The sequence below is a fragment of the Arminella tubonensis genome, assembly GCF_003240585.1.
Lineage (GTDB): Bacteria > Pseudomonadota > Alphaproteobacteria > Rhizobiales > Rhizobiaceae > Rhizobium > Rhizobium tubonense.
The window spans coordinates 89,148-109,004 of the sequence record NZ_PCDP01000059.1 but is presented as its reverse complement, the minus strand read 5'-3'; the positions used below and the strand labels follow the sequence as shown (position 1 = coordinate 109,004).

At 59.9% G+C, this 19,857-nt stretch carries 18 protein-coding genes and 1 pseudogene; 14 read left to right on the top strand and 5 right to left on the bottom strand.

Features of this window, described 5'->3' with window-relative positions; translation table 11 throughout:
* Positions 1–3 precede the first annotated feature (3 nt).
* Positions 4–258 (bottom strand): annotated as a pseudogene (locus CPY51_RS24990) (YMGG-like glycine zipper-containing protein); the annotation flags it as partial.
* Between the two features lie 434 nt (positions 259–692).
* Here CPY51_RS24990 and hemA point away from each other — a divergent pair.
* Positions 693–1,907: a 5-aminolevulinate synthase gene (gene hemA, locus CPY51_RS24985; RefSeq protein WP_111162914.1), complete on the top strand. Its 1,215-nt coding sequence runs from the start codon at positions 693–695 to the stop codon at positions 1,905–1,907.
* 22 nt (positions 1,908–1,929) lie between these two features.
* Here the strand turns inward: hemA and dxr are convergent, their stop codons facing one another.
* Entirely contained in the window at positions 1,930–3,105 is a 1,176-nt protein-coding gene (dxr, locus tag CPY51_RS24980; RefSeq protein WP_111162913.1) for a 1-deoxy-D-xylulose-5-phosphate reductoisomerase, read from the bottom strand.
* Positions 3,106–3,353: 248 nt separating this feature from the next.
* On the opposite strand from dxr, the gene CPY51_RS24975 reads away from it, so the two are divergent.
* Positions 3,354–3,635 (top strand): BON domain-containing protein, encoded by a 282-nt coding sequence (locus CPY51_RS24975; RefSeq protein WP_111163221.1) that lies wholly within the window; start codon positions 3,354–3,356, stop codon positions 3,633–3,635.
* Between the two features lie 52 nt (positions 3,636–3,687).
* On the opposite strand, the gene CPY51_RS24970 is transcribed toward CPY51_RS24975, so the two are convergent.
* Positions 3,688–3,855 carry a Thivi_2564 family membrane protein gene (locus CPY51_RS24970; protein ID WP_111162912.1) on the bottom strand — a complete coding sequence of 56 codons (168 nt, stop codon included), beginning with the start codon at positions 3,853–3,855 and terminating at the stop codon, positions 3,688–3,690.
* 249 nt (positions 3,856–4,104) lie between these two features.
* Between CPY51_RS24970 and CPY51_RS24965 the strand changes: the two genes are divergently transcribed.
* Positions 4,105–5,952: a mechanosensitive ion channel family protein gene (locus tag CPY51_RS24965; protein WP_111162911.1), complete on the top strand. Its 1,848-nt coding sequence runs from the start codon at positions 4,105–4,107 to the stop codon at positions 5,950–5,952.
* A gap of 64 nt (positions 5,953–6,016) precedes the next feature.
* Here CPY51_RS24965 and CPY51_RS24960 read toward each other — a convergent pair whose 3' ends face one another.
* Positions 6,017–6,541 (bottom strand): hypothetical protein, encoded by a 525-nt coding sequence (locus CPY51_RS24960; protein ID WP_111162910.1) that lies wholly within the window; start codon positions 6,539–6,541, stop codon positions 6,017–6,019.
* A 293-nt stretch (positions 6,542–6,834) separates the two neighbouring features.
* Here CPY51_RS24960 and CPY51_RS24955 point away from each other — a divergent pair, with 293 nt between their 5' ends.
* Both CPY51_RS24955 and CPY51_RS24950 read left to right on the top strand, forming a co-directional pair.
* Complete coding sequence (locus CPY51_RS24955; protein ID WP_111162909.1) at positions 6,835–8,649, top strand: adenylate cyclase; 1,815 nt, start codon at positions 6,835–6,837, stop codon at positions 8,647–8,649.
* 210 nt (positions 8,650–8,859) lie between these two features.
* Positions 8,860–9,894, top strand: coding sequence for an HAD family hydrolase (locus tag CPY51_RS24950; RefSeq protein ID WP_244598781.1), 1,035 nt, complete (start codon positions 8,860–8,862; stop codon positions 9,892–9,894).
* 48 nt (positions 9,895–9,942) lie between these two features.
* Here CPY51_RS24950 and CPY51_RS24945 read toward each other — a convergent pair whose 3' ends face one another.
* A complete protein-coding gene (locus CPY51_RS24945; RefSeq protein ID WP_111162908.1) occupies positions 9,943–11,178 on the bottom strand; it encodes an alpha/beta hydrolase in 1,236 nt (411 codons plus the stop codon).
* Positions 11,179–11,576: 398 nt separating this feature from the next.
* Here CPY51_RS24945 and CPY51_RS24940 point away from each other — a divergent pair, with 398 nt between their 5' ends.
* From CPY51_RS24940 to CPY51_RS24900, 9 genes are all read left to right on the top strand, one after another.
* Positions 11,577–12,668, top strand: a complete 1,092-nt coding sequence (locus CPY51_RS24940; RefSeq protein ID WP_111162907.1) for an ABC transporter substrate-binding protein — start codon at positions 11,577–11,579, stop codon at positions 12,666–12,668.
* 20 nt (positions 12,669–12,688) lie between these two features.
* The gene (locus CPY51_RS24935; RefSeq protein WP_111162906.1) at positions 12,689–13,312 is read left to right on the top strand and encodes a hypothetical protein; all 624 of its coding nucleotides are present in this window, start codon (positions 12,689–12,691) and stop codon (positions 13,310–13,312) included.
* Positions 13,305–14,018: a hypothetical protein gene (locus CPY51_RS24930; protein WP_111162905.1), complete on the top strand. Its 714-nt coding sequence runs from the start codon at positions 13,305–13,307 to the stop codon at positions 14,016–14,018. The genes CPY51_RS24935 and CPY51_RS24930 overlap by 8 nt, the downstream gene beginning before the upstream one ends.
* Positions 14,018–15,094, top strand: a complete 1,077-nt coding sequence (locus CPY51_RS24925; protein WP_420820735.1) for a FecCD family ABC transporter permease — start codon at positions 14,018–14,020, stop codon at positions 15,092–15,094. Before CPY51_RS24930 ends, CPY51_RS24925 begins: the two co-directional genes overlap by 1 nt.
* The gene (locus CPY51_RS24920; protein ID WP_111162904.1) at positions 15,085–15,924 is read left to right on the top strand and encodes an ABC transporter ATP-binding protein; all 840 of its coding nucleotides are present in this window, start codon (positions 15,085–15,087) and stop codon (positions 15,922–15,924) included. Before CPY51_RS24925 ends, CPY51_RS24920 begins: the two co-directional genes overlap by 10 nt.
* A 295-nt stretch (positions 15,925–16,219) precedes the next feature.
* Entirely contained in the window at positions 16,220–16,795 is a 576-nt protein-coding gene (msuE, locus tag CPY51_RS24915) for an FMN reductase (protein WP_111162903.1), read from the top strand.
* Between the two features lie 21 nt (positions 16,796–16,816).
* On the top strand, positions 16,817–17,920 hold the full coding sequence (sfnG, locus tag CPY51_RS24910) for a dimethylsulfone monooxygenase SfnG (RefSeq protein ID WP_111162902.1): 1,104 nt from the start codon (positions 16,817–16,819) through the stop codon (positions 17,918–17,920).
* A 124-nt stretch (positions 17,921–18,044) separates the two neighbouring features.
* On the top strand, positions 18,045–18,959 hold the full coding sequence (locus CPY51_RS24905; protein WP_111162901.1) for an ABC transporter ATP-binding protein: 915 nt from the start codon (positions 18,045–18,047) through the stop codon (positions 18,957–18,959).
* A complete protein-coding gene (locus CPY51_RS24900) occupies positions 18,959–19,855 on the top strand; it encodes a branched-chain amino acid ABC transporter permease (protein WP_111162900.1) in 897 nt (298 codons plus the stop codon). Before CPY51_RS24905 ends, CPY51_RS24900 begins: the two co-directional genes overlap by 1 nt.
* The last annotated feature ends 2 nt before the right edge of the window (positions 19,856–19,857 follow it).

Below are 19,857 nucleotides of genomic sequence, written 5' to 3'. Positions count from 1 at the left end.
ACCGCGCGGGCAGTCGTCGACGTAACGTCGTCCGTAGCGGTCGCGGTAGTAGCATTGGCCGGGCTGCTCGGCGACACTGCCGATGAGCGCGCCGGTGACGGCACCGATCGCTCCGCCGACAGCCGCGCCGCGGACATTGCCCGTGGCGGCGGCGCCGATCAGTGCGCCGGAAGCGCCGCCGATGCCGGCGCCCTGTTCAGTGGGGGTGCAGCTTGCTATCGATAAGCCGATCAAAGCAAACACGAAGGCCTTCTTCATTCATTCTCTCCAATGTTAGTCGTGCCGGTAGCACCGGCGCGGGCCGTCCCCAATTTCGTTCGTTTCCGCCGTTCAGGCTGTTTTTGCAGATTGTTGCTATGCGAAAATATAGTGCAAAATGCGATTGTCTACGGGCGGCTTGCAGTTTTCCGTTGGCATGGATGCCCGGCCGACCAACAGCTCCCCGAATGTGCTTCGGCGCCCACATGGACGCATCAGCGCCTGCGAAAACTCCGGGCAGGCATTCATGGTCAAACCGGCGATAGTCCTATCGTGTTCGGCATTCTGCTGCAGATCGATTGTAAATGTTGTTCGATCGGCTATTTTTTGTTTAGAGTTGTTCAAAGGGAGGGCCTTTTGCCGCAGAGGGGCGGCAGGGGGTTGACGTGCAGTCCGTCATTCATGAAGAACGGTCGCACGGTTTGGAGAATGAGATGGACTTCGAGGCTTTTTTCAAGGGCGAGCTGGACGGGCTGCACCAGGAGGGTCGCTACCGCGTGTTTGCCGACCTGGAGCGCCACCGGGGCGACTTTCCACGCGCCACGCGCCACACGCCGGAGGGCCCGAAGGAGGTGACCGTCTGGTGTTCGAACGACTACCTGGGAATGGGGCAGCACCCAAAGGTGATCGAGGCGATGAAGCAAGCGATCGACCACTGTGGCGCGGGTGCGGGAGGCACCCGGAATATCTCAGGCACGACGCACTATCATGTTCTTCTCGAGCGAGAGCTTGCCGACCTCCACGGCAAGGAATCTGCGTTGGTCTTCACATCCGGCTATGTATCCAACTGGGCAGCGCTCGGCACGCTTGGCGCTAGAATTCCGGGCCTGATCATCTTTTCGGATGCGCTGAACCATGCCTCGATGATCGAGGGTATTCGTTACGCCAAGTGCGACAAGGTCATCTGGCGCCATAACGATCTGCACGATCTCGAAGCCAAGCTTGCAGCTGCCGACCCTAAGGCGCCGAAGCTGATCGCTTTTGAATCTGTCTATTCGATGGATGGTGATATCTCGCCGATCAAGGAAATCTGCGACCTGGCCGACAAGTATGGCGCGATGACCTATCTCGATGAAGTCCATGCAGTCGGCATGTACGGTTCACGCGGCGGCGGCATTGCCGAGCGCGAAGGACTGATGGACCGGTTGACCGTCATCGAGGGTACGCTTGGCAAGGCGTTCGGTGTCATGGGTGGCTATATTGCCGCGTCGACAGCGCTTTGCGATTTCATTCGCTCCTTCGCTTCAGGCTTTATATTCACCACATCGCTGCCACCGGCGCTCGCCGCCGGGGCGGTCGCATCGATCCAGCATCTGAAGCTCAGCAGCTTCGAGCGGGCCCGTCATCAGGAGCGTGTCCGCAAGCTGCGCGGGCTACTCGATGCCGCCGGTATTCCGCATATGCCGAACCCTAGCCATATCGTGCCCGTGATGGTTGGCGATGCGGCGAAGTGCAAATGGATTTCGGATATCCTGCTCGACAATTTCGGTGTCTACGTCCAGCCGATCAATTATCCGACTGTGCCGAAGAAGACCGAGCGTTTGAGGATCACGCCGACGCCGCTGCATAGCGATGCCGATATCGAGCATCTGGTCGAAGCCGTGCATTCGCTCTGGGCGCGCTGCGCGCTTGCTCGGGCAGTTGCCTGAGGCAAAAGAGCCTTACCTTGAATTAGTTTAGCAGTCCGGCCGCCAGTCGCCGGGCTTCTTCGTCTGCCGCGAAGACATCGTCCATGCTGCCCGCCGCCGGCAGATGCGCCAGGCGATCCATTATCTCGCCTGCGACTTTCGCCATCGTCAGGAACCCCAACCGTCCCTCGATGAAGGCCTCGAGCGCTACTTCCTTGGCGGCATTGAGAACGGCGCCTTGCACGCCGCCGCGGGTCATGGCGATACGGGCAAGCCGTAGCGCCGGGAAGCGCTCTTCATCAGGAGCCTCGAAATCCAGCCGGGACAGTTTCGCGAAATCCAGACGCTCGACCGGCAGATGCGATCGGCGGGGAAAGGTCAGCGCGTAGCCGATAGCGGTGCGCATATCGGGTGCGCCGAGCTGTGCCAGGACTGAACCGTCGCTATAGCCCACCATCGAATGGATAACGGACTGCGGATGGACCACGACCTCGATCTGCTCGGGCTTGAGGTCGAACAGGTGACGCGCCTCGATCATCTCGAGCGCCTTGTTGAACATCGAGGCGCTGTCGATCGAGATTTTCAAACCCATCGACCAGTTCGGGTGAGCGCGCGCGGTCTCGGCCGTGACGTCGGCCATCTCTTCTCGGGAAAATGTCCGGAACGGTCCCCCTGACGCAGTCAGGATGACGCGCTCGACGGCGTGGCGCTGGTTTTCCTCCAGGACTTGAAAGATGGCGTTATGCTCGCTGTCCACCGGCAACAGCCGTCCGCCGCCTTCTCTTACGGCCTTCACGAAAAGATCGCCGGCGGAAACCAGGCATTCCTTGTTCGCGAGCGCGATATCAGCGCCGCGGCGCGCTGCAGCGAGCGTCGGGGCAAGGCCCGCCGTCCCGACGATCGCGGCCATCACCCAATCGGACTCGACGTCAGCCGCCTCTGCGAGGCCCGAGTGGCCGGATGCTGCCTCGATGCCCGAGCCCGCTAGCGCGTCCTTCAGCGATTGGTAGTGTTTGTCGCTAGCCGTCACGGCCAACTTGGCGCCGACTGCCTTCGCCTGTTCAGCCAGAAGCGCGACATTGCCGTTTCCCGTCAATGCCTTGACCTCAAAAGCCTCGCGCCCGCCGAGATGACCGATCACGTCGAGCGTATTCTGGCCGATGGAGCCTGTCGAGCCGAGGATTGTCAGCCGACGTGGCGCCTGATTGCCCGTTGTCATTGGGGTATTCCGCATTTTTCCCACGTATTCCACGGCTCTACAGGGGATCGCGAGGGGCGGCAAGTGTGCAACGCGGCAGAAATCTCCTTCGATCCGGCGACAGCGCACAGGCCGCTTGTCCATTCGCGATTTGCTGTCGCGCCGTCAAGCCGGCGAAACTGGGGGAGCTATCGAATAGCAGGTTGTCATTGAACCAACGCACGGGCTCCGGCGTTTTTCCCGCAGCAAACCAATATGAGGAGGCAATGATGGTCATGAAAACTGCAACATTTCACGGCGACGAGCCGGAAGTCGAAACCGAGTATTCCACCCGAGCATCGCTGGAGGCAGCGGTTGCCAATGCGCTCGCCACTTCAGGCGGTGTCGACGCCTGGGATGTCAAGGTAAGGTCCGTAGGCGAAGAAATCCTTCTCGACGGCTCGGTGGGAACGGCGGAAGAATTGGAGCGCGCCACAACGGTCGCACAGTCTGTCGAGGGTGTCGGGACGGTTAGAAACCACATCGTGCTCGGCCAGCGCGGGAAGGGCTGAGGTCCCGTTGTGGTGGGCGCCTTATGCGCGACGCCCACCCGAACGCATCTGCTCAGAAGACGGCCAGATACTTCAGCAACGAGATGATACCGATGATGATAACGATGATCTGTACGATCTGCCTCATGCGGGCTTCTATCGGTAGGCGCTGCACGAGGTAAAGCACCAGGATGATCACTAGAAACGTGATCAAAATGCCAATCAAAACCGATGAACCCATTGTCCCCAACTCCTTATCCGTATGAAATGCCTTGCGGCTAACGTGTCATAACTATGCGGGGAAGAGTGGAAGGGAAGGGCAGTCGAGGGTTTAGTGCCGGAAATCGCGAGGCAAACGCTCGATCAAGTTCCTTTCACAATCCCACGCTTGGTCAAGCGGCTGCGGGACTTGTCTCTGGATGCCTAGGCGCTCGCCAGCTACGATGGGCCAGCCTGCGCCGGGTGGAAACGGAGAAGTGGGGCATGCGACGTGAGCAATGTGACATCGACCGATGCCGGATTTAGTGCCGTTGCGTTGAGCATCGAACGGGCGGGCGACAGCTTTGCGGCTGGCGTTCATGCCCGGTTCCTCGATTTGCTCGATGTACCCAACGAGCTTGCGACCCTGCGAGGCGCGTTTGCGGATGCTTCAGTCTCGCCCTCGCTGCTTTCGACCCAGATAGTCCTGACGGTGGCGTTGGTGTGCGCTGTATTTTTTCTGCTGGACCGGTATCTTCAAAAGGGCTTCGTCGCAGATAGCGCCTGGCGATCGTTTGTTTCGACAGTGATATCGGGATTGGTGGCGCTGGCGATCGGCATCGCGGCCGCGTGGTTTATTTCGTCCGGTCTGAGCTTTCGGATCCTGCGGCTGTGGGCGGCGGCGACGGTCGCGAGCGGTATCGTCCTGTTTCTCGTGAAATTCTTCCTCGCTCCCCGACATCTGGACCCCTACCGCCGCTCCCGGCGGCTGTCGGCGTTCTCTCGAGATGTGTCGTTCGGAGTGGGCTGGGTCATGATGGGAGTGGCATTGGTCGGAACGCTCGAGCTTTGGGATGTGGGCCAGGGCATCGACGATCTAACACGCACCGTCCTGGTGGGGCTGCCGGCCTTTGCTCTATTTTCGACGGCGGTCTTCCGGCACAGGCGGACGATGGTCAGCGTCGTTGCCGGCCGTCGCCCCCGAAGTCGTCCTCGAAGCAGCCTTGCGAGATCCTGGCCCGCGATCGTCATCTCGCTCTTGGCAATAACCTTTCTCAGTACCCAGGCAGCGTTGACGATGGCCGCGCCGCTGCCGGGGCCCGCGGTCGTCCTGACCGTTCTTGTTTTAGTTGCAGCGCCCCATCTGGATGCGATGATCGAGGCATGGGCACAGCGCGGTCTCGAATCCCCCCGCATTCCCATCCTTGACACAGCGGGGCGGCAGACGGCCCGTTTCACCCTGCTGATCGTCACTGTCTCGATGCTCGGTATCATATGGGCGGCGCCCCTGGCTCTGGGAATGGGATTCGAATTGCAGAGCGTCGCGCGTGATGCGATCGGGATCGTCGTTGTCGCGCTTATCGCGGCCTTTCTCTGGAATGTGGTGGGAACGCTGACTGCTCGGGCCATCTATCATGAGCATCAGGTTCTTGGCCGCAGCCCGGCAGCCAAAGGAATACCGCGCTCCAGGATTGGCACGATCGTTCCGCTGCTTGGCGGTGCGGGGAAGTCGTGCATCGTCGCCTTGGCGGTCATCTCGATCCTGGTGTGGCTCGGCTTCAACGTCTGGCCGCTGATCACCGGCCTCAGCGTTTTCGGGCTCGCTGTCGGCTTCGGTTGCCAGGCGCTGGTGAAGGACATCGTCTCGGGGCCATTCTTTCTGATCGACGATTCCTTTCGCTTTGGCGAATACATCGAGACGTCAGGGGCCAAGGGCACGGTTGAAAAGATTTCCGTCCGGTCGGTATCGCTGCGCAGCTCTCACGGCTCGATCGTCACTATTCCTTATGGCCAGATCGGCACGATCGAGAATTTCAGCCGTGATTGGGCTGTGGAAACGCTGGTCTTTCGCGTTGCGTTCGACACGGACGTCGAGCTGGTGCAGCAGCTTCTCAACAAGATCGGGGACGACCTCAAGCGCGATCCTCAACTTGCGGCGGATCTGCTGCAGCCCTTCAAGGGTACCGGCATCTCGGAGGTCGAGGACGGGACGTTGATCATCAAGGCCGAGTTCACGGCCAGGCCCGGGCGGCAGTCTGGAATCCGGCGCGCGGCTCTGAAGGCGGTGCAGGCTGCGTTTCGCGAAAATGGAATTCGGGCGGTGCCCAAACTGCAGACAGCCAGTCCAGACGTGCCTTAAGTCTCTGTTTCATCAAGGTCGCTATCCCAAAGCCACCGCGCGGTCTCGGCGACGTACATCAGGTTCAGGGCTTGATGCGGGGTTCGAGCAATATCACCCATAGCCTGCCCTCAACTGCATCGTTGAGTTCCCTGGATGCGAGGTAGGGGACAAGGATCAAAAGCATGATGACGTTGTTGGCCAATATTTGCCACAGCTTGCCGCTCCAGAGCTCGGTAAACGCGGCCACGATCGTCTGCCCGTGGATGAGCGCGACCACCGCCTCCTCGATCAGGGAAAGCAAGATCAGCAGAGCCAGGTAGAGCAACGCCTTATGGACGATGACGTAGATGACCCTGCGTGTTCCGTCTCGGTCGCCCAGTCTTACCGCATGTCCGAGCATGATGAATTTTGCCAGAAGCAGCGCCTTGACGATAGGCAGACCGAACGGCGAGAAGCTGATGCCCTGGGCGTCGAGGATTGCCATCTTGTAAAGCACCAGGGCGCTGAAGCAGACGTAGAGATAGAGCGCGAGGAAAAGAAACTCGCGCAGTTCATGGCTCGCTTTTTGGCGAACGGTTACCAGCCAGGCTCTCTCGATCGTCGGCATATCAATTCCCCCACCTTTACCTAGGGTAGTAGTAAACGCGGAAGAAGCTTGGCGCAATGTCTTCCTTATTTTCCGCAGGCGCTCGCTTCGGCGCAGGCGAGGGCGTCGATCGCGTTGCCGCTTGTTTATGAGCCAGCTGCTCCGTTGGCGGGCCATGGCACCTGCCATGCTGCCCGATCATGCAATTATTAGTACATAATCATGGACGTAGCACTCTTGGCAGGGTAGGTTACAGTAGACAAAGCTAATAAACGACTTGTTTGTCGATACCTCGTGGGGAGTGGGGACAACCAATGCGGGATTTGCTGCCGGTGGTGCATGAGGCGCCACTTCAATGTGTGCGACCGCCTCCCGGACCTGACGACATACGCAGCCAACTCGAGCGCATTGTAACCAGCGCGGAGTTTCCCGGCGTCGGCAGGGGTGCGGCCTTTCTGATCTATGTGGTCGACGAAGTGCTTGCGGGCCGCGCCCAGCGGATCAAAGGGTATTCGATCGCAATCGAGGTCTTCAAGCGGGAGGAAGGTTTTACCCAGGATGACCCGGTGGTGCGCATCGAAGCTGGCCGGCTGCGTCGATCGCTCGAACGCTACTATCTGGTCGCAGGCCAGGACGATCCCGTCCGGATAGACATCCCCAAGGGCTGCTATGTACCTACCTTTGCGTGGAACCGTCCCTTGGAGGACCATCGCGCAGGCATGGAGCCGAAGTTGCAACTGTCTGCTCCGGACGATGCGACAGATTCCCGGTGGCTTGGAAGGTGGTCGGTCCGGTCGACCCTGGCCATTCTCCTCGGCATTGCGGCCTTCAGCTACGGGGCTGTCTCCTGGACTTCCTCCACCACATTTCAACGAACAGCTGGCAGCGCGCTCCCGGAGGGCCCGACGCTGGTGATCGCGCCGTTTGCCGATCTGGGCGAGGGATCGGACGCCAAACTCTATGCGCTCGGACTGAGCGAGGAGCTTCTCACAGTCCTTCCGCGCTTCAAGGAGATAAAGGTATTCGGACGCGAAACCTCGGAGGCCCGGCCATCCAGTGCCGATGCTCAACATGTCGGTGCCCGGTATCTGCTGACAGGCGGCATTCGGGTTTCCGGCTTTCAGGTGCGGGTCACGGCGAGGCTTCTGGACACGGGCAGAGGGATGATCCTGTGGTCGCAAACCTATGACGACGACCTGCGTCTGCGCGGGTTGTTCGCAATTCAGTCCGATGTCGCCGACAAGGTTGCAACCGCCATCGCCCAGCCTTACGGCATCATCTTCCAGGCCGATACAGCAAATCCACCGCCGAACGACCTCGATGCCTACGGCTGTACGCTGCGCTTCTACACCTATCACGCCGAGCTGAGCGCCGAGCGGCACGCGCCGGTTCGCGATTGTCTTGAAAACGCTGTTGCCCGGTATCCGTCCTATGCGACCGCCTGGGCGATGCTTTCCATGGTCTATCTCGACGAGCATCGGTTCAAATTCAACGCTCGACCCAGGTCCCCTCCGGCTCTCGAGCGGTCGCTGCAAGCGGCGCGGCGCGCTGTTCAGCTCGACCCTGATAACACGCGCGGTCTTCAGGCGCTGATGACGGCGCTGTTCTTCGACCAGCAACTGACGGAGTCGTTGCAAGTTGGCGAACAGGCGCTGGCGACCAATCCCAACGACACGGAGCTAATGGGCGAATACGGGACACGACTGGCAATGAGCGGCCAGTGGGAACGCGGCGCCTCGATTTTGCGCGCCGCCCTTTCCGGCAACCCTGGCGGTGCCGGCTATTATCATGCGATTCTTGCGCTCAGCGCCTATATGCAGCAGGACTACGGTGTCGCGACAATCGAGATCAGGCAGGCAGATCTACAGAAGTTTCCTCTTTTCCATCTCGTGGCTGCAGTCATCTATGCGGAACGCGGGATGTCGGACGACGCTGCTCGCGAGAGTGCGAAATTCGTCGAAACGGGCTCGCAATTCCTCGTCGATCCCGTGGCCGAAATACAAGAGCGCTTTAGCCAGCCCGCTGACAGGATCCGCATGATCCAGGGCCTTCGCAAGGCAGGACTGCGAATACCGGCGGATGCGGCAGCCGGTCTCTCAGCCCGGGCCGACGTGGCGAGCCCCAGATAACGTCACCCGAAGAAGGTTGGCGACGTCTCTTGGCGGCGCGGCCAAGCCGGGTTACCCACCAGAGCATACGAGATGTTACGAGCATATGCCGGAAAAGTACGCTATTGGTGTGTTCCGGCGCGTAGCGGGTCATTTGGAGGTTCTACACCCGTTTCGGCCGTGTGTGACGAACCTTACCTTCCTCTCAACCTGAGCATCAGGAGTGCGATCATGAAAGCGCGTTTGCCCATGCACGAGGTCCGACGGCAGGGATATTTGACCGCGGTCGTTGCGGCGCTTGCCGTTTTACTGGCAATTTTTCTTGCTCCGATCGCCACATTCGCTCAGGAAGCCCTGCCATCCTGGAACGACGGGAAGGCCAAATCCGACATCGTGGCTTTCGTCAACAAGGTCACGACGCATGGCGGAGACGGCTATGTCGCGCCCGAAGACCGCGTTGCCGTTTTCGACAATGACGGCACGCTCTGGTCGGAGCAGCCGTTCTATTTCCAGCTGGGCTTTACCTTCGATCGCGTAAAGACGCTTGCTCCTGCCCACCCGGAGTGGAAGAGCCAGGAGCCATTCAAATCGGTTCTCAAGGGCGATATGGCGGGTCTTGCCAAGTCGGGAGAAAAAGGCCTGGTCGATATGGTGGCGGCAACCCACTCCGGCATGACGACAGCCGAGTTCGAGAAGATCGTCACCGATTGGTTTGCGACGGCGCAGCACCCGAAGACACATCGGCCCTACAATGAAATGACTTTCCAGCCGATGGTCGAGCTTCTCAACTATCTGCGTGCCAATGGCTTCAAGACATATATCGTCTCAGGCGGCGGCGTCGAATTCATGCGGCCCATGACCGAGAAGATGTACGGCATTCCGCCCGAGCAGGTGATCGGCAGCACCGCTGTCACCAAATACGCCCTTCAGGGTGATGTGCCGGTGCTGATGCGACAAGGCAAAATCAACTTCATCAACGACGGCCCGGGCAAGCCTGTCGGCATCAACCAGGTCATCGGTCGGCGTCCGATTTTCGTCGCGGGGAATTCCGATGGCGACTACGAGATGCTGCGCTGGGTCATGGGTGGCAACAGCCCGCATTTCGCGATGATCGTGCACCATACCGACGCGGCCCGCGAATATGCCTATGATCGTAAATCGAGCTTCGGAAAGCTCGACAAGGCGCTCGACGAGGCAGCGCTTAGAAACTGGCTGGTGGTCGACATGAAATCGGACTGGAAGAAGATCTACCCGTTCGACAACTAAGAGCACCTATTCCTCAGAGATGCGCTACACCGTTTCGGCCGACATGAATTAGTTGGTCAGGGGCGAAGGCGATGCGCCGCTCTTCAGGATGCCGTCGAGCTTCTGCTCCTCCGGAGGATGCCGTTCTTTGGCCATTGCATCGGCTGGAGCGGTGATCACTTTCGCTGCCGCATTGTTGATCGAGTTGGCCGTTCCTGCAATGACGGCGGTCACGCCCTGAAGCGCGCCGACTTCGGTTCCGGTCAGTGTCTGGCCCTTTACCAGGCGTTGGCCGATCAGTTGCACGATCTCAGGGCTTTCGGCGAACTTGCCGTGGCGCATGCTGTCGTCGGTCTTCACCTTCGTGAGGTCGATCACGGTGATCCCCGCGCGTTCCAATTTGGACTTGTAAGGCTCGGCTGCCGGGTTGATCGCTCCCACTCTCATGACATCTCCGGAAATCATTCGGGACGCGGCAAGCGCGCGGTCGTCCTGCGAGACGAAGATCGTGAACTTCGGACGGTGGTCGCCCAGCTCGGTAAACTGGCGAGCGAAGACGTCGACGTCGATATCGGGTGAGGCGAGGATGACGTTGTTGATCTTGGCGTCAACCCGGCCGTCACGGATCGCCATCTGCCGCAGCGATTCCATTGCCAGCCATGTCCCCATGGAATGGGCGAGGACGGTGATATCCTTGACGTCGGGATCCTTGGAGAGGTAGCGCAACGTGTTTTCGAAAGCCGTCCGGGAGTAGTTGGTGCTCTCCTTGTCATACACATAGTCACGAAGCCTTGCTCGCGACGGCCAGGTGAACATGATCGGCGCTACCTGCGCGCCGGAATCGTGGACGATCTGGGCATATCTGAAGACTGCATCTTCATAGGTGTTGTTGAACCCATGCACGAAGACCAGCGCATGGCCGCCGTTGTCGTGCTGCTTGAACCAGGCGAAACCCTGCTGGACGGTGGTCATCGGCTTGACGGAGGTGACGGCGAAATCGGTCTTCGGATTGGGCGGCAGGTGCCTGGGCCATTGGACGTCGCCTGCCTTGCGCGCGGAGTCGGCAGGGATCGAGATCGTGATATTGGTCAACGAGGGCTTGGGGCTGCGCTCGCCACCAAAGAGCGTGGCGGGATTGTCGGATGGAAGTCGACTGGTGGCGACGAGCATGTCGACCTTGGATGCCGTCGGCGATTGGGCGGAAGCGGCAATGGGAGTGAGGACGCCTTTCGGATGGCCGGCGCAGGATGCTGCAACAAGTGCAACTGCGAGGAGCGCCGTTGTCGATGACCGCATTTTTCGCATGCCGTATCGCCTTCCTGCCGGTGGCGTGTCGTGGTGGTCAGTCGCAGCTTCATAGAACGCACCCTTGCCGAAAAGTCCCTTTCCATGAAGTAGGTTACCGTATCATACGATCAATTTGGCTTGCCAGTCCGCATTTTGATTGCAAATGCTCCGACCGGTCACTGAAGAGACCGGGCCGTTCCCCCGACCGCATCACGCGTTTGCAACTGCAGCGTACGGCCACTTAATCTCCCTCTATGCATGTATCCGCTTCGACGGGTTTATATCAAATTGCAGAACGACCGATGTGAACGGCACATGCGTTGGTCGCTTATCAATGGGCGCTGGCCTAAATACTTGACTGCTGCTGTCATGATTTATATGAGGGAGCTCCACCGCTTAGGGTCCGGAGATACCTCATGACGAGACTGCCATATTCATATTCTCTAATTTCTGTGATTTCAGTCGGCCTTGCTGCCGCATTTTCAATTGGTATCGCTGCTGCCGACGAGATTTCTGTCAAGGATTCCCGCGGCAAGGACATCCAGATCGTGCGACCGGTCAACAAGGTTGCTATTTTTCCTCTGCCCATTCCGGAGGCGATGATTGCCATTGATGGCGGCACCAGCCGGCTTGCCGCGATCAATCCGCGCGCGCAGGCAGCACTCATGAACGGCGTGATTGGGCAGCTTTTTCCGGAAATTGCCAATATCCGAACCGACCTGGTCGCGCCGAACTTCGTGCCCAACGTCGAGGAAATCCTGAAAGCCTCGCCCGATATCGTCGTGCAATGGCAGGCGAAGGGCGACCAGCGCGTTGCCCCAATGGAAAATAGCGGCATCAAGGTGGCGACGGTCAGCACGGATTCGCGGGAAACGCGCCGGGGCTACGTCGCAATGCTCGGCCAGATACTCGGCAAGGAAGATCGCGCGCAGTCATTTCTGGATTGGGACGACAAAACCGTCGCCGATATCTCAAAAGTACTGAAGGAGGCAGGACGACCGAAGCCCCGCATCGTGTTCATCGACAGCATGAACGACAATGAATTTGTCGTGTTCGGTCGCGAGGAGGCCTATTTTACCACGTCCGGCCTATCGAATGTCGCCACGGAAGCTGGCTTTACCGAGGGATCGGTCAAGGTTGGTGCGGAATCCTTGCTGCAGTGGAATCCCGACATCGTCTTCGTCAATTACTACAACGATACGATCAAGCCGGCAGACATCTTCAAGCATCCGGTTCTCGCCGGGCTCGACGCAGTCAAGAACGGCCGTGTCTACAAGACGCCAGCCATCGACCCTGCGACGGCAGCCGGCGGAGAGCTTGCCTATCTCTGGTTTGCAGAAATCGGCTATCCCGACCTTTTCCACGCGGACATGCGGTCGACGGTATCGGATGGGTTCAAGCGGCTTTACGGCAAAGACCTCACCGCGACGCAAATCGACCGGCTTATGCAAATGGACTGGAACGGCCAAAGTGCCGGCTATGCCAAGACTTTCGGCGTGACCCAGTAGCAGGCCAAGGGGGCAGCGACGTGAAGGATATCGGTTTCGTCACCTCGAGCGACGGCGCGCATTTGCAATGCTACCAGGACTTCAAGGCGTATCTCGACGAGGAGATATACCTGCCTATGCTCGGAAACGTTGATTTGACCGGTTTCAAGGCGATCGTTGTCCCCGACTTTTCCAATCAGGCGCTGTTGCAACGGCATGCACGCCAGCTCAACGACTATCTTGCTCAGGGCGGGTTTCTGATTGTCTTCGAGCCGAACCGGATGGACGAATGGCTCGATGTCGTCTCGGTCCAGTGGTTCTCGCGCGAGACGGAAGACTGGAAATGGTGGATGCGGCCGAGCGGCCGCATGGAGGCCTATCAACCCGAGCCGCGCCATTCGATGGCGAAGGCCATACCGCTTGCCGATATGTGCTGGCATTTCTTCGGTGCCTTCCGCTTTGCCGAGGGGGCGACGCCGATCCTGAACCTCGACAACGACGAAGGGTGCCTCATGTATGATCAGCCGCTTGCCGGCGGCGGCCGGCTGATCGCATCGACGATCGATCCCCATACGCATCATGGACGCCGCTTCATGCCGGCAACGACGCGCTTTCTCAATGGCTTCTATCCGTGGCTCAAGGCGGAGGTGCAGGGTCGTGATTGAAGGCAAGGCTGGGTTCCGGGGCGGAAATCGCCCACATCTCCTCTATGTTCGCTCCACGCGGAGCTACAATATCGACCGGATGGGTGGTCTGGTGCCGCAGGACTGGCGATACAGCGCCCACGACATTTACGATCTGCAGACGGCCGACCTTTCAGATGTCGATGTGCTCTTCGTGTCGGGCATGCACGATCAGATTTTCATGAAGTCGATCGAGCGGAAGCTCACCGACTATCTTGCAGCCGGCGGGCATTTCCTGATCAACGGCCATATCATCATACCCTGGCTGCCTTGCCTGTCGACGTTCAAAGCCGTCAGCCCCCGACCCTTCACAAACTGGATGGTTCGGCCTGCCGAACCGGGAGCCTATTTCGGTCGCATGGATTTCGAGACGTTCCATCGACACGAAGGCATTCTCGGCCAGTACGCGCGCGGCTACACGGATGCGCCGGCAGGGGCGCAGAAACTATGTCTGATCGGTGGATCGACGCCGAACGGCGCGATCGATGAAGGACCGGTGGACTGGGTCTGGCGCATGCCGGGCGGCGGCAAGGTGTTCGTGCACAATGGCGATCATATCGAGCAATTCTGTTCGGACCCTCGCCATCAGCCGAACCTGTTCCATGACATTCTGTATGCGTTGGTTTTCTCCCATGAACCCGAGGGCGACGCCGGCAACGCGGCCGGTGCCCTTGACGGGGCATCCTGATGTCATCGATGTCAGCGGAAGACGCCGAAGCTGTCTTGCCCATCGCCCGAGAGCGGCTCCAGCGAAAGCAAGGTCTTGCGATGGCGGCTCTGGTCGTCTTGCTGCTGGTGGCGATCGTCGCGTCGCTGACGCTCGGGCGGTACGCCGTTGGACTGAATGACCTGATGACGCTTGTGGCGAGCTGGTTTGGCGTCGGGCCTGGTCGTGCGGCGGTGGCGGAACCCGTGTGGCGCGTCGTCGAGCTGGTGCGCGTCCCGCGTATGCTGATTGGTGGATTTGTCGGCGCCGGATTGGCACTGTCGGGCGCGGTATTGCAGGGCGTCTTCCGTAATCCCCTGGTCGATCCTCATGTCATCGGCGTATCCTCCGGGGCTGCCTTTGGGGGTGTCCTGGCGATCCTGCTCGGCCTTGGTGCCGTGGCCCTATGGTCGATGGCCTTTGCTTGCGGCCTCTCAGCGCTGTTCCTGGTGGTCGTCATGAGCAGGAGGGCGGGCCGTTCCTCCATACTTATGCTGGTCCTTTCCGGCGTGGTGATCTCCGCGCTCTTTTCGGCGCTGGTGTCGCTCGCGACCTATTTCGCCGATCCCAACGACACTCTACCCGCCATCGTCTTCTGGCTGATGGGTTCCTTTGCCAGCGCCACGCCTGGGCGCGCGTTCTACATGTTGCCGATCATATCGCTGTTTGCCGTTCCGCTTCTGCTCATGCGTTTCCGCATCAACATCCTCTCGCTTGGCGATGAAGAGGCGCAGGCGCTCGGCCTGAAAGTCGAGCCGACGCGATGGCTGGCGCTCGCCTGCGTGACTGGAATTACAGCCGCCAGCGTTGCCAATTCGGGGATCATCGGATGGGTAGGGCTAGTCGTGCCGCATTTCGCCCGTGTCCTCGTAGGCCCGGATCATCGGCGGCTGCTGCCGGCAGCGGCGCTGCTGGGGGCAAGCTTCATGCTCCTGGTCGATACCATGGCCCGTTCGCTGATTGCCGCCGAAATCCCGCTCGGCGTCCTGACTGCGATCGTGGGTGCGCCGGTCTTCATGGTTATCCTGCGCCGTACTCTGAGTGAGGGATGGCAATGATGATCGAGGCGAGGTCGGTTGGATTTCGTCATAGCGCCAAGGGGGCATGGCTGTTCGAGAACCTGTCCTTCTCGATAGCAAAAGGTCAGATCGTAGTCCTGCTCGGCCAAAATGGACGAGGCAAGACGACGCTGCTCAAATGCATGGCCAATCTCATCGCGCCGACGCAGGGGACGATCCGGTATTCCGGTGCAATTGGTTATGTCCCGCAGCAGTTCGTGACGCCCTTCAGTTATTCCGCCCATGAGGTCGTGTTGATGGGACGCGCGCGCCATGTCGGGCTTTTCTCCAACCCGACAGAAGAGGATCGGGCCCGCGCCGCAGAGGCACTCGAACTGGTTGGCGGGGCGGCTCTTGCGGAGCGGCCGATCAGCACGCTCTCCGGCGGCGAACGGCAGCTTGTCCTGATTGCGCGTGCGCTAGCCTCCGAAGCTGATCTGCTATTGCTCGATGAGCCCGCGTCCGCGCTCGATTTTCGCAACCAGGCCGTCATGCTTGCGATGCTTCGCCAGCTATCGGCTTCACGGGGCCTGACGGTCGTCATGACAACCCATGACCCGACCCACGCCCTGGAGATCGCCGACCGCGCCGTGCTTCTACACGGTTCCGGACGTTGCGAGGAAGGGACCGTAGGAGAGATGTGCACCGAGGGGAGGCTCTCCGAACTCTACGGAATGCCGATGAAGCGGTTGGACTATGTTGTCGGCGGCAATCGGGCATCGAGTATCGTGGCGAACTACGGATCGATGACGGCTCGCGGTGAGATCGGCCTTTTTGAACAGGGTCTGGATGAGAGCAAAGCGCCCGTCGAGTTAACCGGGCGTCGTTAAGGCGTGGCATCGGGCAGGAGGCCGGACATCGTTTGTGGTCCGCTTCGACATAGCGATCGGCCATTTCCCAACAGGGTATCGTCATCATCAAGCGGCAAAGCCACAGCGAAAATCGACATGCCCCTGAATTTGCCCAACTGACGATTTCGCGTGCCGGCGAATTATTTTTCCTAGATTAATCGCAAAACCACCGGTCAGGAAACTCCGGACGGGCCCTATATTGGAATGGGTTTGTTTCTAGAAATTGATAAAATCTATAGGGTATCGTCACAAATGAAATTGGATATGCCCTATCATGAAAGTCCTTGCCCTCTCCGGCAATGTCAAACGCCCGTCGCGAACCGCAGCACTGGTATCGGTGCTCGTGGAGCGGCTTAGCGAGCGCTTTACTGTCGAGGCGGATTTCATCGAACTGGTCGATGCGGCTCCGGTTCTGTTCAAGGCATTGCGTGCCGATCAGCTTGACGGGGCCGGGCGGACGATTGTCGACGCCGTTGAGGCCGCCGATATCCTGGTGGTTGGCTCGCCGGTCTACCGGGCGTCGTATACCGGCGCCTTGAAGCATCTCTTCGACCTTGTCGACTACCGGGCATTGGCCGGAAAGCGTGTCATCCTTGTCGCGACCGGCGGGACGCCGCTGCACGGCCTGATGACGGAGCATCAATTCCGCCCGCTCTTCGGCTTCTTCAACGCGATCACAATTCCGACTGCGATCTACGCGACCGAGAGCGATTTCACCGGCTACCAGCTGGCAAGCGACGTGGTGTCCAATCGGATAGACCGGGCGCTCCTCGAACTCGCATCCATAACACCGTTGCTCAGGCCTATCGTCGCTACAACGGAACCGGCGCGCCTCAAGCAGCACGCATAGATATTGAAGAGGGAGACGACAATGTCGCATATCGACAGAGATCCGGTAAAATTTGCCTACTGGGTGCCCAATGTTTCGGGCGGTCTGGTAATTTCGAATATCGAGCAGCGGACAAGCTGGACGATTGAATATAACCGCAAACTTGCCCAGATCGCCGAGGCAAGCGGCTTCGAATATGCGTTGAGCCAGATCCGTTTCACGGCGGGGTATGGGGCCGAATTCCAGCATGAGTCGGTTGCGTTCAGCCACGCGCTGCTTGAATCCACGACGACGCTGAAGGTCATCGCGGCACTGCTGCCCGGCCCATGGAACCCGGCGCTGGCTGCCAAGCAGATCGCGACAATCAATCATCTGACCAACGGCCGCGTCGCCGTCAACGTGGTCAGCGGCTGGTTCCGCGGCGAATTCCACGCGATCGGCGAGCATTGGCTCGATCATGACGAGCGCTACCGTCGTTCCGAGGAGTTCATCCGGGCGCTTCGTGGAATATGGACCCAAGACAGCTTCACCTTCCGAGGCGACTTCTATCGCTTCAGTGACTATTCGCTGAAGCCGAAGCCCCTCGATCCGCAGCCAGAGATCTTCCAGGGCGGTTCATCGCGCGCGGCGCGCGATATGGCGTCCCGGGTGTCGGACTGGTATTTCACCAACGGCAACACGCCGGAGGAAATCCGCAAGCAGGTGAACGACATCCAGGGGAAAGCGGAGGCCAACGGGCATTCGGTGCGCGTCGGCGTGAACGCATTCGCGATCGTTCGAGAAACGGAAGAAGAGGCCAAGGCCGTTCTTGCCGAGATCATCGAAAAGGCAAACCCGGATGCGGTCAATGCATTCGGTCATGAGGTGAAGAACGCCGGCAAGGCTTCTCCCGAAGGTGAGGGCAACTGGGCGAAATCGTCGTTCGAAGATCTTGTCCAGTATAATGACGGGTTCCGCTCCAACCTGATCGGAACGCCGCAGCAGGTGGCCGAGCGTATCGTCGATCTGAAACGCGCCGGCGCCGACCTGATCCTTCTCGGCTTCCTCCATTTCCAGGAAGAAGTCGAATATTTCGGCAAGCATGTCATTCCGCTGGTGCGTGAGCTGGAGCAAGCGGCCAGCACCCAGGCGATCGCCGCCGAATAGCCGACGCTGGCATGTCAAAGGGCTCGCCGGCTGGTGGGTCCGGGAGAACGCGGATCACAGGCGATCCGCGAACGATTTTGTGCGCCCTGCTACCGGGCCTGGAACATCAACGGAAGAGCACGAAATGCATGCAACGACTTACGCACTGGACGAGCGCATAGCATCCTCGCTTCCGCCTGACGGCTTCGAGCATGCCAGGAGTATCGAGGCGGCTCCGCAGCCGGCTGGTCCGGTTGCCGGAGAGCACGGGAGAGGAAGGTTAGAGCTGCATGGTATCAGCCTCTCTTTCGGAGGCGTCACGGCGCTGACGGAGATCGATCTATCGGTCCAGCCCGGAGAAATACGTGCCATCATCGGCCCGAACGGAGCCGGCAAGAGTTCGCTGCTCAACGTGATCAGCGGTGTCTACCGTGCCGATCGCGGCCATGTCGATATTGGCGGGGTGGTCTATCGCCAGGTTCCAACCCAGAAACTGGCGCAGCTCGGCGTCGCCAGGACCTTTCAGAACCTTGCCCTCTTCAAGGGATTGAGCGTTTTGGACAACGTCACGTCCGGCCTAGCCCATGCCACCCGCTCCGGCTTCGTCGAGCAGATCCTCGGCCTTGGCCGCGCGCGTCGCGAGGAAGCTGACGGCAGGGAGAGGGCTATGCGGACCCTCGATTTTCTCCACCTCTCAGATCTGCGAGATCGTTTGGTCGCAACCCTGCCCTACGGGCTGCAGAAGCGCGTCGAGCTTGCCCGGGCACTGGTTGCCGAGCCGGCCATCCTGCTTCTGGATGAGCCGATGGCCGGGATGACGGCAACGGAAAAGGGCGAGATGTCGGGCTTCGTTCGCGCCGCACGCGACGAATACGGGTCGACCGTCATTTTGATCGAGCATGACATCGGCGTCGTCATGGAACTGTCCGATCGCATCGCTGTCCTCGACTATGGGCGCAAGATCGCCGACGGGACGCCTAGGGATGTCCGCTCCAACCAGCGCGTCATCGATGCCTATCTCGGCATCGCCCCCGAAAACGAAGAGGGGGAGGGGATCTGATGGCTGATTTCGACTGGCAGTTCTTTCTGGAGGTCCTGATCGGTGGCCTCCTGTCGGGCGTGATGTATTCACTCGTCGCGATCGGTTTCGTGCTGATCTACAAGACATCGGGCGTCTTGAACTTCGCGCAGGGCGCGATGCTGCTGTTTGCGGCGCTGACCTTCGTCAGTCTGGTCGAGCGCGGGCTTCCCTTTTGGCTGGCTTTCGCAGTGACCTTCGCGATCATGGTGCTGATCGGGATAGCGATCGAACGCGTTGTCCTGCGACCGCTCACGAACAAGCCGCCGATCACGCTCTTCATGGCGACCCTTGGGTTGTCCTATATCCTTGAAGGCGCTGCACAGCTGATCTGGGGCACGCAGGTCCATGGTCTTGACCTCGGCATCGAGGATGTTCCATTCGAACTGGGCGGCGTCATGATCAGCCAGTTCGATATCTTCGCAGCCGTCGTCGCTGCCGGCATGGTCGTCGCGCTTTCTCTCTTCTTCCGCTACACCCGGATCGGTCTTGCGTTCCGGGCGGTTGCTGACGATCAGTTCGCAGCCTTGGCCGTCGGCTTGAAGTTGCCGTGGATCTGGGCGACGGTCTGGGCTACCGCCGGTCTGATCGCGCTTGTTGCCGGTTTGCTCTGGGGCGCTCGGCTCGGCGTGCAATTCTCATTATCGCTGGTGGTGCTCAAAGCCCTGCCCGTACTGGTTCTCGGTGGCTTCGACTCGATCCCTGGCGCGATTCTTGGCGGCCTGCTGATCGGGGCCGCGGAGAAGCTTGCCGAGGTTTATGTGGGCGAATACTTCGGCGGCGGCATCGAAAGCTGGTTCGCCTATGTCATTGCGCTGGCGTTTCTCCTCATTCGCCCCTCGGGCCTCTTCGGCCAGAAGCTTGTGGAGAGGGTCTGAGC

What these genes read in the sequence shown, in the direction of transcription:
- CPY51_RS24920 (WP_111162904.1), top strand. Translation starts at nt 15,085, where the DNA reads ATGGCAATGATGATCGAGGCGAGGTCGGTTGGATTTCGTCATAGCGCC.
- sfnG (WP_111162902.1), top strand. Translation starts at nt 16,817, where the DNA reads ATGTCGCATATCGACAGAGATCCGGTAAAATTTGCCTACTGGGTGCCC.
- CPY51_RS24950 (WP_244598781.1), top strand. Translation starts at nt 8,860, where the DNA reads ATGAAAGCGCGTTTGCCCATGCACGAGGTCCGACGGCAGGGATATTTG.
- hemA (WP_111162914.1), top strand. Translation starts at nt 693, where the DNA reads ATGGACTTCGAGGCTTTTTTCAAGGGCGAGCTGGACGGGCTGCACCAG.
- CPY51_RS24975 (WP_111163221.1), top strand. Translation starts at nt 3,354, where the DNA reads ATGGTCATGAAAACTGCAACATTTCACGGCGACGAGCCGGAAGTCGAA.
- CPY51_RS24900 (WP_111162900.1), top strand. Translation starts at nt 18,959, where the DNA reads ATGGCTGATTTCGACTGGCAGTTCTTTCTGGAGGTCCTGATCGGTGGC.
- CPY51_RS24945 (WP_111162908.1), bottom strand. Translation starts at nt 11,178, where the DNA reads ATGCGAAAAATGCGGTCATCGACAACGGCGCTCCTCGCAGTTGCACTT.
- CPY51_RS24940 (WP_111162907.1), top strand. Translation starts at nt 11,577, where the DNA reads ATGACGAGACTGCCATATTCATATTCTCTAATTTCTGTGATTTCAGTC.
- msuE (WP_111162903.1), top strand. Translation starts at nt 16,220, where the DNA reads ATGAAAGTCCTTGCCCTCTCCGGCAATGTCAAACGCCCGTCGCGAACC.
- CPY51_RS24955 (WP_111162909.1), top strand. Translation starts at nt 6,835, where the DNA reads ATGCGGGATTTGCTGCCGGTGGTGCATGAGGCGCCACTTCAATGTGTG.
- dxr (WP_111162913.1), bottom strand. Translation starts at nt 3,105, where the DNA reads ATGACAACGGGCAATCAGGCGCCACGTCGGCTGACAATCCTCGGCTCG.
- CPY51_RS24960 (WP_111162910.1), bottom strand. Translation starts at nt 6,541, where the DNA reads ATGCCGACGATCGAGAGAGCCTGGCTGGTAACCGTTCGCCAAAAAGCG.
- CPY51_RS24905 (WP_111162901.1), top strand. Translation starts at nt 18,045, where the DNA reads ATGCATGCAACGACTTACGCACTGGACGAGCGCATAGCATCCTCGCTT.
- CPY51_RS24925 (WP_420820735.1), top strand. Translation starts at nt 14,018, where the DNA reads ATGTCATCGATGTCAGCGGAAGACGCCGAAGCTGTCTTGCCCATCGCC.
- CPY51_RS24970 (WP_111162912.1), bottom strand. Translation starts at nt 3,855, where the DNA reads ATGGGTTCATCGGTTTTGATTGGCATTTTGATCACGTTTCTAGTGATC.